At 43.2% G+C, this 13,097-nt stretch carries 10 protein-coding genes; all 10 read left to right on the top strand.

Translation table 11 applies throughout. The features are described 5' to 3' along the window. Positions 1 to 133: 133 nt before the first annotated feature. Positions 134 to 907 (top strand): SseB family protein, encoded by a 774-nt coding sequence (locus tag G5B12_RS06960; RefSeq protein ID WP_021977594.1) that lies wholly within the window; start codon positions 134 to 136, stop codon positions 905 to 907. A gap of 73 nt (positions 908 to 980) precedes the next feature. Beyond that, entirely contained in the window at positions 981 to 1,358 is a 378-nt protein-coding gene (locus tag G5B12_RS06955) for a GntR family transcriptional regulator (RefSeq protein ID WP_021977595.1), read from the top strand. Positions 1,359 to 1,369: 11 nt separating this feature from the next. Continuing rightward, complete coding sequence (locus tag G5B12_RS06950; protein ID WP_174087971.1) at positions 1,370 to 3,832, top strand: ATP-dependent Clp protease ATP-binding subunit; 2,463 nt, start codon at positions 1,370 to 1,372, stop codon at positions 3,830 to 3,832. A 121-nt stretch (positions 3,833 to 3,953) separates the two neighbouring features. Next, positions 3,954 to 4,367 (top strand): hypothetical protein, encoded by a 414-nt coding sequence (locus G5B12_RS06945; RefSeq protein ID WP_021977597.1) that lies wholly within the window; start codon positions 3,954 to 3,956, stop codon positions 4,365 to 4,367. Further along, positions 4,361 to 5,731, top strand: a complete 1,371-nt coding sequence (gene radA / locus G5B12_RS06940) for a DNA repair protein RadA (RefSeq protein ID WP_021977598.1) — start codon at positions 4,361 to 4,363, stop codon at positions 5,729 to 5,731. Before G5B12_RS06945 ends, radA begins: the two co-directional genes overlap by 7 nt. Before the next feature lie 6 nt (positions 5,732 to 5,737). Further along, a complete protein-coding gene (locus G5B12_RS06935) occupies positions 5,738 to 6,748 on the top strand; it encodes a glycosyltransferase family 2 protein (protein ID WP_174087970.1) in 1,011 nt (336 codons plus the stop codon). Beyond that, positions 6,738 to 8,393: a glycosyltransferase gene (locus G5B12_RS06930; RefSeq protein WP_021977600.1), complete on the top strand. Its 1,656-nt coding sequence runs from the start codon at positions 6,738 to 6,740 to the stop codon at positions 8,391 to 8,393. Before G5B12_RS06935 ends, G5B12_RS06930 begins: the two co-directional genes overlap by 11 nt. Then, positions 8,386 to 10,206 (top strand): glycosyltransferase, encoded by a 1,821-nt coding sequence (locus tag G5B12_RS06925; RefSeq protein WP_174087969.1) that lies wholly within the window; start codon positions 8,386 to 8,388, stop codon positions 10,204 to 10,206. Before G5B12_RS06930 ends, G5B12_RS06925 begins: the two co-directional genes overlap by 8 nt. Next, complete coding sequence (locus tag G5B12_RS06920) at positions 10,203 to 12,563, top strand: polysaccharide pyruvyl transferase family protein (RefSeq protein ID WP_021977602.1); 2,361 nt, start codon at positions 10,203 to 10,205, stop codon at positions 12,561 to 12,563. Before G5B12_RS06925 ends, G5B12_RS06920 begins: the two co-directional genes overlap by 4 nt. Before the next feature lie 89 nt (positions 12,564 to 12,652). After that, on the top strand, positions 12,653 to 12,886 hold the full coding sequence (locus G5B12_RS06915; protein WP_174087968.1) for a hypothetical protein: 234 nt from the start codon (positions 12,653 to 12,655) through the stop codon (positions 12,884 to 12,886). The last annotated feature ends 211 nt before the right edge of the window (positions 12,887 to 13,097 follow it).

Here is a 13,097-nt window from a genome sequence, read left to right as displayed (position 1 = left end):
TAGTAACAACTATGAAACACAGTGAGTAGTTACACATAATAATAAAGCTGGATGCTGACAGGACACAACAGGAAGTAACCATTTTCTTTGATGAGGTGTCGCATCCAAGTGATGAGGCAGAGAGGACAGAAAAATGGGAATCAGTGTAGAAGAAGCAATTCATGAACTCAGAAACAGGGAGGAAGTATTTGTTGCGTATTCACAGGCAACCAAACTTCCGTATGTGACCTGTGATGAGGAAACATTTAATGACCAGGCAAGGATTTTTGCTACCGAAGAAGAAATCAAAGAATATGGAAAACAGCTCCTGGAGGATAAGATCCTTCTTATGGGTATGAAATATGAAAAAAAAGATTATCCGAGACTGTATGGTACGCTGTATGCGATCGGAGTAAATAGTGTACTCTGGATCGACGGAGAGAATCAGACCGAAGTTGAACTTGAGAGGATTGCGACTCAGAGAGATATGAGCCAGATCGATCCTTCCAGAAGACCGCTTCTGAATCCTTCTCTGGAACTTTCAGGCATCTATTTTATGCAGGAGCTTCGTCGCCCGGTGAAAGCAGAAGAGCATAAGAATATCCGTGAGCTTGAGGAAGAACTTATTGCTAATCTGCGGAAAGCAGAATTCCTGATCGCGATCAATGCAGAGCAGGAAGAAGACGGAAAGCTTCATATTCCATATCTGAAAAACAAAGAGGACAAGATCATGCAGCCTGTGTTTACAGACGTTATGGAATTTGAGAAATTTGGAAGAGGGAAGAATCTCCGAGTTGCAAAAGTGACTATAGACAAACTTCCGAGCCTGATGATTCCACAGGCAAATGCATATGTAATAAATCCGCTGGGCATCAATCTGGTCCTGAATAAAGAGCAGATTGAGAAAATTGCAGGAATCAGTAAATAAAAACAAAAATTACAGCAGGCTGCCAGGATAAAACTGTGCAGCCTTTTGCTGTTGTAGAGGAGAGATTTACCCGATGGTGATAGAAATCGATTTTAACAGTGATGAGGCGATCTATATGCAGATCACCAATCAGATCATAATGGGGATAGCTACATCAAGGCTTCATGAGGGGGATGCTCTGCCTTCTGTACGGCAGCTTGCAAGTATTGCGGGAATCAACATGCACACAGTAAACAAAGCATATGCACTGCTCCGGCAGGAAGGGTTTGTAACCATCGACAGACGGAAGGGTGCAGTGATTTCCATTGATGCGGATAAAGTCAGAGCACTGGAAGAAATGAAACAGAATCTGACGGTGGCAATGGCATGGGGCTGTTGTAAGAATGTAACAAGAGAAGAAGTCCATCAGCTGGTGGATGAGATTTTTGACGAGTATGACACAGACAGATAGGAGGAGACATCATGCAGGAACGATATACAAAACAGGCAGAGAATGTTCTTGCTCTGGCAAAACAGGCAGCCAGCTCCTGTGGACATAGTTATATTGGCACGGAGCATCTGCTGGTCGGGCTTGTAGAAGAAAAAGAAGGAACTGCCGGAAGAGTGCTGGAAGAATTTGGAATCCAGGCGGATAAGACTATGGCGTTGATCGACGAGCTGATCGCACCGCCGGGAAATATATTAACTGCACAGCAGCCGGGATTCAGCCCAAGGACGAAAAGAGTTTTGGAAAATGCCTATATAGAGGCGGAGGCCATGCATTTTGAAAAGGCAGGTACGGAGCATCTTCTGCTGTCCATGTTAAAGGAAACAGACTGTGTAGGTACAAGGCTGCTGTATACAATGGGAGCGAATATCCAGAAACTTTATGCTGCAGTTCTTACAGCTATGGGGATGGACAGTGATGCTATTGCAGAAGAATTTCAGGCAGTGAAAGCTTCCAGGGGAAGAAATGGCAGTGTCACACCGACTCTCGATCAGTACAGCCGTGATCTTACAGAGATGGCAGAAGAAGGTAAACTTGATCCGGTGGTAGGAAGGGATAAGGAAATTGCCAGACTGATCCAGATCTTAAGCAGAAGGACCAAGAATAATCCATGTCTGACGGGAGAGCCGGGAGTCGGTAAAACAGCTATTGTAGAAGGTCTTGCACAGCGGATCGTTACCGGAATGGTCCCGGATACTGTGAAGAATAAAAGAGTAGTGGTTCTGGATCTTTCCGGAATGGTAGCCGGAAGTAAATACAGAGGCGAGTTTGAGGAACGTATCCGTAATGTCATTGATGAGGTGAGAGAACAGCAGAATATCCTGCTTTTTATTGATGAGATCCATACGATCATCGGGGCAGGTGGAGCAGAGGGAGCTCTGGATGCGTCCAATATCCTGAAACCATCTCTTTCCAGGGGAGAGATCCAGCTGATCGGAGCGACGACTCTGGAGGAATATCGTAAATATATCGAAAAAGATGCTGCACTTGAACGGCGATTCCAACCGGTTATGGTGGAAGAGCCTGATGAAGAGGAAGCAATTGAAATCTTAAAAGGCCTGCGCCCTTATTATGAGAAACATCATGGGGTAGAAATTCAGGATGAAGCACTGGAGGCCGCAGTAAAAATGTCAGTCCGTTATATCAATGACCGGTTCCTTCCGGATAAAGCGATTGATATTATTGATGAAGCGGCATCCAAGGTTCAGCTTGCCGGATATCATCCGTCCCCGGAAGCAGAAGAACTGGAAAGAGAAATCCATGAGATCCTGAAAGAAAAAGAACAGGCCGTTGTAAACGCGGACCTCGAAAGCGCCAGAAAGGCTCAGGCCAGACAGAACAGCGTAGAGGCTGAGCTTGAAAAACTCCGCAAAAAGGCTGAGCGTAAAAACAGGCGGAAATCTCCTGTAGTTGGAGAAGCGGCTGTTGCAGATATTGTATCTGACTGGACGAAAATCCCGGTGCAGCGTCTGACAGAAGGGGAATCCCGACGCCTGGCAAATCTTGAAAAAGTTCTGAAAAAGCGAGTGATCGGTCAGGATGAAGCGGTGTCAGCAGTTGCCCGGGCTGTGAAACGAGGCAGAGTTGGTCTGAAAGATCCGGCTAGACCAATTGGCTCTTTCCTGTTTCTGGGACCTACCGGGGTTGGAAAGACAGAACTTTCCAAAGCTTTGGCAGAAGCAGTGTTTGGAAGTGAACAGGCAATGATCCGTGTGGATATGTCTGAATACATGGAAAAACACAGTGTATCTAAAATGATTGGTTCTCCTCCAGGATATGTAGGATATGAAGAAGGCGGACAGCTCAGTGAAAAAGTCAGAAGAAATCCGTACAGTGTAATTCTTTTTGATGAGATCGAAAAGGCACACCCGGATGTATTTAATATTCTTTTACAGGTGCTTGATGATGGGCATATTACAGATGCCCATGGTCGGAAAGTGGATTTCAAACAGACGATCATTATTATGACGTCTAATGCCGGAGCACAGATGATCATGGAACCGAAACATCTTGGATTTATGTCCGGAGACACGGAAAAACAGAATTATGACAGGATGAAATCCGGAGTAATGGAAGAAGTACGAAGGATGTTCAAACCGGAATTTCTCAATCGAATCGATGAGATCATGGTATTCCATTCTCTTAATAAAGAAAATATCCGCAAGATTGTCACTATTCTTCTGAAAAACCTGGAAAAAAGATGTCAGGAACAATTGAATATCACATTGAAAGTCACAGGAGCGGCAAAAGATCTTATCGCGGATGCCGGTTTTGACAGCAAATACGGCGCAAGACCGCTTCGCCGTGCAATTCAGACGAAGATTGAAGACGAGATGGCAACAGAGATTCTGGAAGGCCGGATCAAAGCCGGAGATACTGTACAGGTAAAGGTGAAAGATAAAAAAATCTGTTTTGTATCCCAGAAATCACAGGAGTAAAAAGCCGTTTTTTGAAAAGTATAAGATTTTTTTCACTTCCTATGGCAAAAAGAAAAGAAATAAGTTATAATTAACATCATCGTAATGATACAACAAAAGAATTTCAGGAGGACATAAGATCATGGCAGTGGTACAGGAATTGATCCGTACAGAAGATAACGGTACTATCAGTTTTGGAGATTATGAGTTAAATCAGAAATCCAAACTGTCGGATTATCAGTATCAGGGAGATATGTATAAAGTAAAAACATACAAGGAGATCACCAAGCTTGAGCGCAATGGAATGTTCGTATATGAGTCTGTTCCGGGAACAAGCGTATTCCATCTTGAGCAGGATGGAACAACCATGAGTTTTGAAGTACAGGGATTTGAGGATTCTCAGATCACAGTTGAGCTTGAGGCTGAGACAGAATATCAGGTATTTATTGATGGAGCAAGCACAGGTACTATGACTACGAACCTGGGCGGCAAGCTTTCTTTCAGCGTTGAGCTGGATACGAACACCAAAGCAGAAGTAAAAATCGTAAAATGCTAAAAAATAAAAAAACAGTATATTTCTGCCAGGAATGCGGATATGAATCAGCCAAATGGATGGGACAGTGTCCGGCATGTAAGGCATGGAATACATTTGTAGAGGAAACTGTTTCATCCAAGAAGTCAGCTTCCTCCAACGCAAAGATATCACAGAAAAAGACAGAACCTGTAATTTTGCGAGATATCAGTCTTTCGGCTGACGAACGCCAAAGTTGTGGGATCGGTGAACTGGACAGGGTGCTGGGAGGAGGAATTGTTCCTGGCTCCCTCGTTTTAGTGGGCGGAGATCCTGGAATCGGAAAGTCTACATTACTGCTTCAGGTTTGCAGGAACCTTTCTTCACAGGGCGTGTCTGTATTATATATTTCCGGTGAAGAATCTTTGCGCCAGATTAAGCTGCGGGCGGACAGACTTGGAAGTTTTAATGATAAACTGAAACTTCTGTGTGAGACTAATCTGGAGAATATCCGTGAGATCATTGAACGGACGAAACCGGATGTGGCAGTTGTAGATTCTATTCAGACCATGTTTCATGAAGATATCACGTCTGCACCGGGAAGCGTTTCGCAGGTAAGAGAATCCACGAATGTTCTGATGCAGATCGCAAAAGGTATGGGCGTATCCATTTTTATTGTCGGTCACGTGACAAAAGAGGGAAATGTAGCAGGTCCCCGTGTGCTGGAGCATATGGTAGATACTGTGCTTTATTTCGAGGGAGACAGACATGCCTCTTACCGGATACTGCGGGCGGTGAAGAACCGTTTTGGCTCCACTAATGAAATCGGAGTTTTTGAAATGCAGAATACAGGTCTGGAAGAAGTAAGGAATCCTTCAGAATTCCTGCTAAATGGAAGGCCGGAGAATGCATCCGGTTCTGTGGTTGCATGTTCCATGGAAGGAACAAGGCCTATTCTGGTGGAGATTCAGGCGCTGGTGTGTCAGAGCAATTTTGGAATTCCGAGAAGAACAGCAGTTGGTACGGATTTTAATCGTGTAAATCTCCTTATGGCAGTGCTGGAGAAGAAAGCAGGAATCCATCTTGCTGCTTCGGATGCTTATGTGAATATTGCCGGAGGAATGAAGATGACGGAGCCCGCTATTGATCTGGGAATCTGTCTGGCAATCATTTCCAGTGCAAAAGATATTGTGATCCCTGATTCTGTAATGGTTTTTGGCGAGATTGGCCTGAGCGGCGAAGTCAGGGCAGTCAGTATGGCTGGTCAGCGGGTGCAGGAAGCAAAGAAACTGGGGTTTGAAACTGTGATCCTGCCGGAGGTGAACCGGGCAGCTACAGAGAGCATCAGGGGAATTCAACTGGTATATGTTGCCGGAATCCGTGATGCGATTTCATATATAATGAGGTAAGAAAGTATGAAAAAGGTTTTGTCAGTAATTATTCCAGTCTACAATATGGAAAAATATATCCGTCAATGTCTGGAATCACTGATGATTAAAGAAGTTCTGGATAAAATAGAAATTCTGGTAGTTTTGGACGGCTCAACAGACCGGTCTGAAGAGATTGCGATGGAATATGCAAAAGCACATCCATATTCCGTCCGGGTGATCAGTAAGCCCAATGGGGGCCATGGATCTGCAATCAACACAGGTATGGATAATGCAGTTGGGGAATATGTGAAAGTGCTGGACAGTGATGACTGGGTAAACGAAAAAGGCTTTGTCACACTTGTGGAAAATCTTGAAAAGGCAGAAGCAGATATTGTGTGGAGCAATTTTTTCTGGGTCTATGAACAGACCGGAAAAAGAAGTGTTCAGAACAGACATCCTTTTCAGGGGGTGGAATATGGCAGAAAATACGATTTTCATGATGTTGCGGAAAAAACGTTTGTTAAAATGCATTCCATGACCATACGAACAGAGCTGGTCCGCAGAACAGGTATGCGGATCGATGAGAACTGTTATTATGTAGACGTGGAGTTTGTCATGTATCCGATCCCGGAAGTCAGGACTATCGTATTTCTGGATGAGTTTGTATATATGTACAGACTGGGACGGCAGGGACAGAGTATGACTCTGGAAAAAATGCGTAAAAATCACCGGAATCATGAGAAAGTTCTGAAGAGTCTTCTGAAGTACTATCGCAAAAAAGAATCAGAGGGAACTGACAGGGAGTATCTTGTGTATCTTGAAAAGGGAATTGCCAATGTTCTGAGCAGCCATTTCAAGATTTATCTGAGTTTTCCCTGCTCTGTGAAAATGTGCCACAGACTGCGCAGAATGGATGGGAAAATTCGTGAGTGTTATCCAAATATCTATAATTCAGTCGAAAATAAATTTGTATGGGCTATCAGAAAGAGCAGATATCTGTTATACTATCCGGGACACTTTATCATGAGACTGAGGGAGAAACTAAATGAAATATAGAACAGTGCAGACAATGATGCTTCCGGACTGTGCAGAAGAAAACTACGGACTTTATTATCAAGGTACGGGAGGAATTCAGGTACAGCAGGGTGAAAAAAAATCATTATCCGTACCGGAAAATGAGAAAGCAGATCTGTTTACGTATTTTAACGGGTTTTACCCGAAACAGTGGTCGCAGTATGCACAGCTGGACGGATTGCGGATAAAAGTTACAGTTTCAGGAAACTGCCGGGTGTTGCTGTGCCATATAGATGGAAGCAGAACGGTTGTGGATGAAGAAAAAGAAAGCAGGACTGCGGCAGATATTAAAAACGAACTAGTTTTTGAAGTGTCAGATGTTATTGAAAATATAGCAGCTTTCTGGATCTGCGTAGAAGGACTGGCGCAGGGCGGAGTTCTTTATGATGTTGATTTTCAGTCGGCAGTTGAAGTGCAGCAGGCAGTTCGGCCGGCAGTGGTGATCTGTACCTGCCGCCGTGAAAAAGAAGTTATCAGTAATCTTGAACGGATTTCCAGAATGGATCTGGAGGAACGGCCGGGGATTTTTCTTATAGATAATGGAAATACTCTGACAGAGGAGATGGTTCCGGACTGGGTTCATCTTGTACCAAACCGAAACTGTGGCGGTGCTGGTGGTTTTACCAGAGGAATGATCGAAGCTTTGAAAGACCCGGGATTTACTCATGTGATCCTCATGGATGATGATATTGTCCTGAATCCGGAAGTACTGACGAAAACAATGCTGTTTTTATCTTCCGTAAAAAAAGAATGGCAGGATGCACCGCTGGGTGGTTCCCTTATTGAAAGAGATATTCCCTGGAAACAGTTTGAATGTGGAGCTTTCTGGAACAGAGGAAGGATTCAGGGATGCGGCCAGAATATGGATCTGCGAAAGAGAGATGCTCTTCTTAAGAATACGGAATCTCAGAACTGGGATTATGGTGGCTGGTGGTATTGCTGTATACCGGTATCCGCAATCCGGGAAAAGGGTCTTCCGTTGCCTGTTTTTATTCACAGAGATGATATCGAATATGGAATTCGTATGGGTAAGCTGATGACTCTCAATGGAATCGGTGTGTGGCATGAAGCTGTCACCAAGAAACTTCCTCAGATCGGAGAGTATTATGATATTCGAAATATGGCGATCTTAAATGCAATCCATTATGATGACTGGGATAAACGCCAGTGGAAAAAATTTCTTGTCAAATGGACGGCAGGAAATCTTTTAAGAGGAAGGTATGACTATATTTATCTGAATATCTGCGCTATGCTGGATTTCCTGAAGGGAGAAAAGTGGCTGGAAAACACGGATGGAGTGGAAATTCATAAACAGGTGGCCAGTCGACTTCCAAAACTGGAAAAACTGGACAAAAAAGAAAAGAATGTATTTTACACGACACCAAATGTTAGCGTTTACACTGTGGCAAAAAAGAAACATATTGTTTATGAGGACTCTGCAGGCTTTTGTCTCAGAGCAGACAAAAATCTGCCGGAAACTATACGTCTGAGCATATATTTATTACTGGCATTGAGAAAAACAGACAGGTACTTTGAAAGAGCCAGGGAGAGCTACGGCAGGAACTGGAAGAAATTAATAACAGAAGAGTTCTGGAATAATTATTTGGAGATTAATAAAGATGAGTAAGAATTATAAACTGCAGAATATCCTGTTCTGCGACAATGACAGACTGGAAGCATACTGGGAGATGTTCTTTAAAAGCAGCCGTCCGGTATACGACAGAGAGAATAAGACGATTGTTTTGGGAGTAGGTCAGGTAATTGATTTCTGTACCTATTTTAACTCGATTTCTCTTTTAAAATGGAAAACATACACATATGCAGAAAAACTGATTCTGAGATTACGTGTAAAAGGAGAAATGGAGATCCTTCTTACAGGTTATGAGAAGAAAGATACACAATATATCCGAAAAGTTCTCCGCAGAGCAAAAATCTCAGCAGAAGAAGCACAGGAGATCTGTCTTGAATATCCGGAGAACAATTTGATGCTGGCTGGTTTCGAAATTCATACACATGGTATTTGTGTAATCTATAGTGGTGAGTATATCACAGAGATTGAGGAAGACCAGATGCGTCATGTATCACTGCATCTCTGTACAACAACATTTAAGAAAGAAGACTATATCCTTCCGAACATTCAGCTTCTGAAAGAGACCGTCCTTGCGGGTAATGACAGCCTTGCAGAGAATTTGTGGATCCATGTGGTAGACAATGGCCGTACACTTCCGGCAGAAGAGATTGAGACAGAGCACGTAATGGTACATCCGAACCTTAATGTAGGTGGAGCCGGCGGATTTACAAGAGGTATGCTGGAAGCGATGGATCATAAGGAAAAACCGACCCATGTTCTTCTTATGGATGATGATGTTATGATCCTTCCGGAGAGTCTGATCCGTACTTATAATCTTCTGAAGATCATTCGTCCGGAGTATGAACATCATTTTATCAGTGGAGCGATGCTTTTCTATGAGGAGATGAATTTCCTGTATGAAGATGTAGGATTTATGGATCATGAGGGAACTTATGGCCCACTGAAAGACAGGGTAGATACCCGAAAGATTGAAGATGTTCTTCGCTGTGAAGAGATGATCCATGAGCCGAAGAATGCTTATGCAGGCTGGTGGTACTGTTGTATCCCTATGGAATTTGTGCGTAAAGATAATTTGCCTCTTCCGGTATTTGTACGTGGAGATGATGTTGAATACAGCCTTAGAAACAAGGCGAAGTTTATTACACTCAGTGGTATCTGTATCTGGCATATGGGATTCACCAACAAGTTCAACGGCGCAATGGAATTTTATCAGGTGCATAGAAACACCCTGATGCTTCAGGCTGCCAGCGGAGTATGCCAGAATGCGGATATTATGACCCGTATCCGCAAGCTGGTCCGTGTAAATCTGCTTCGTTTTAATTATGACGGTGCAGAGCTTCTTCTGGATGCAGTTGAGGATTATATGAAGGGATATAAATTCTTTATGAAGAATCAGGGGGAGAAGCTCCTGAAAGAAAAATCTCAGAAAAATGAGAAAATGGAGCCGCTTTCTAATTTCCCGGAAGCACCGACGAAAGTATACAGCGTTTATGCACAGGATCTTCCGCGTAAATCACTGGAGACATTCCTCTACAGAATTACTTATAATGGTCATTTCTGGCCAGAAAAATGGCTGAAAAAGGGAACTGTGCCGATTGCCTATGACTGGTATTATACACCGCACAGATACTTTTTCAGAAAAAGACTTCTTGCGGTTAATCCACATCTGAAAATGGGTGCGTACAGGGAGATGGACAAGAAAAGATTCTTTGAACTGTTTAACAGGGAACGAAAACTTTTCAGTCGTTACAAGAAGATCCATGTACGTCTTGAAAAAGAATACAGAGACCACAGAAAAGAATTCACTTCAGAAAGTTTCTGGAGAAAATATTTGGAGATGGATAAATGAGTGTAAAACATATAGGGGATTTAAAGAAAACAGAGTGCTATGGCTGTAGTGCGTGTGTTTACAGTTGTCCTTTCGGGGCAATTACAATGGAACAGGATAGAGAGGGCTTTCGCTATCCTGTTGTAGACGAAGAAAAATGTACAGGATGTGGAAAATGCAGAAAAATCTGTCCATCCATCTGTCCAAAAGATATGAGCAATGCTCCGGAACCGGAAAGTTATGCGGTATGGGCGGAAGATAACGTTCGAAGAGACAGCAGTTCCGGCGGATTTTTTACAGTACTTGCACGTTCTGTATTTGCACAGGGCGGAGTTGTCTGTGGCGTTGTGATGGATGAGGATTTTAAGGTATTCCATACAGTGGCTACAAATGAAAAAGAGTTTGTTCCTATGCGTGGTTCCAAATATGTCCAGAGTGACCTGAGAGATATTTTCCCAAAAGTTAAAGAGTTTCTTGGGAAAGGTAAAAAGGTGCTTTTTACAGGAACACCTTGTCAGGTTGCTGGATTAAAAGCTTATCTTGGCGGTGAAGAAGAAAATCTTCTTACAGTTGACCTGATGTGTCATGGTGCTCCATCTGAGAAAGTATTTGAACGTTATGTTGACGAAACATTTGGTAAAGAAAATCTGAAAGAGTTTCATTTCCGTACAAAACGCTATGGATATAATTGTACAACCTGTGAGGCTGTATTTAAAAACGGAAAGAAATATGTAGGCGGAATAGAGTTTGACCCATTTGTTCTGGGATTTACAAGAAGTCTTTTCTTAAGGAGAACATGCGAGAGCTGCAAGTATGCTTCTTTCCCGCGTCAGGGAGATCTTACAATGGGTGATTTCTGGGGGATTTCCCTGTATAAGAGAGATCTTAATGATGGACGTGGTACTTCTCTGGTTCTGGCCAATAATGCAAAGGGAGCGGCAGTTCTGGAGTCTGTTAAAGACAGTGTAAAACGCATTGAGAAAACGCCGCTGGAAGCTGCTGTCAAGAAAAACCGTTTTGGTGAGAAAATGCAGGTTCATTCCCAGAGAAGAAGATTTTTTGAAATGCTTGATTACACAAGCATGCATAAAGCGGTTAAATATTGTATGGAAGGCCGTTATGATGTAGGTATTCTTGGCGTGTGGTTTGGATGTAACTACGGAAGTATTGCGACATATTATGGCCTGTCTAAAATTCTGGAAAAGATGGGCTTGTCTACTCTTATGATCGATAAACCGGGATTTGTTGGCCAGGATCGTGAGCTGGATAAGAGTAATCACAGCCGTATTTTTGCAGATACTCATTTCCATGTGAGCAGAAGGTATCGATTAAATGAGATGCATATGCTGAACCATATCTGTGATTCTTTTGTTATTGGATCAGATCAGGTATGGAATCATGGTATTGCCCGCAATTTTGGAAACAGTTTTCTTATGGATTTTGTTCGTGACGAGAAAAAGAAGATTGCGGTATCCGCTTCCTTTGGACATGATCGTGATTTCCGACCGGATCGTGAGCGGATTATGGCCAGTGAGTATTTTAAACGGTTTGATGGAATTTCTGTTCGTGAGGAGTCTGCAGTTGGCCTGATGAAGAAGGTATTTGGTGTAGATGCGACCAGAGTTTTGGATCCCGTATTTGCGGTAGATAAGAGTGTGTATGATGACATAGCGGCGGAATCTGACCGTAATGAGACAGAACCCTATATGCTTACCTATATTTTGGATCCAACTCCTGAGAAGAAAGAGGTTATTAAGTATCTGTCAGAAAAGTTGGGTCTTCGTACATTGCATATTCTGGATGGAACTCCATGGAATTTCCAGGAGAATAAAGAGAAAATGGGAATGGATACGGTTCTGGAGAATATTACGTTCCAGGATTGGATTTACTACTTTAAAAACAGCAGTTATGTATTAACAGATTCCTGCCATGGTATGAGTTTTGCGCTTATATATGGTAAACCGTTTGCTGGTATTGGTAATGCGAAAAGGGGTATGACGAGATTTTCTTCTCTGACAAAACTGTTCCATGTTGAGAATCGTTTGGTGACGAATCCTCTGGATATTATGAAGAATGAGCTGTTTCTGCAGGATCCGGATTATAATGAGATTAATGGGATTATGGAAACAGAGAAGGTTCGTTTCCATGAGTGGCTTAACGGGGTGATGTTCTCTGAGAAGGAAGTTAAGACTTATCAGGCGTTTCCTGTGAAGGTTGCTCCGGTGATCGAGGATGATATTAAATTAAAGATCGAGGGTCCTGCTCCGGTGCAGGCTCGTCCGACTTTCCTGCGCAGGGTTTATTATCATCTGCCGTCTGGTATTCAGGATAGAGTGAAACCTATTGTTAAGAATTATATCAAAAAGAGAGCACAGTAATTTTTGTGATGTAGTTTTATATTGAGTTTTGGCAGCCGCTGTACGTTTTGGGTATGGCGGCTGTATATAGTGAAAGGGAGTGTTTATTTATGGGTATTGGTAATTTTGGAAATATGATGAAGGTTATGAATGCCTGGAATACGTTTAAACAGAATCATCCGAAGTTTCCGGCGTTTTGCAGTGCTGTTTCAAAGCGTGGGATTTGTGAGGGGAGTATTCTTGAGGTGACGTATATTAGTCCTGAGGGGGAGAAATTGACTACGAATATTAAGGTTCAGGTTAGTGATATTGAGCTGCTCAGGCAGATTTCTGGGGGGGATTAGAGGAGAGTTGGAAGGACGCCGCGGGGGTGGCGTTCTTTTTTTCTGGGCTGGAATGTACGTCAGAGGAAGGAGATATTGGCCAGGATAGGATACCGGACGCCAGAGGGATGAGGCATCGATTCGGGCAGGGCTTCGTGAGACGGGGAGAAAGCCGGGCGCCAGAGGGAGAGGATATCGGCCCGGGCAAGGACTCCGTCGGGGGATACAACTA

Origin of the sequence: Blautia sp. MSK.20.85 (assembly GCF_013317245.1) — a bacterium.
GTDB lineage: Bacteria > Bacillota > Clostridia > Lachnospirales > Lachnospiraceae > Blautia_A.
Note: the sequence above shows the minus strand (reverse complement) of the source record. Positions and strands in the feature narration are given on the sequence as shown.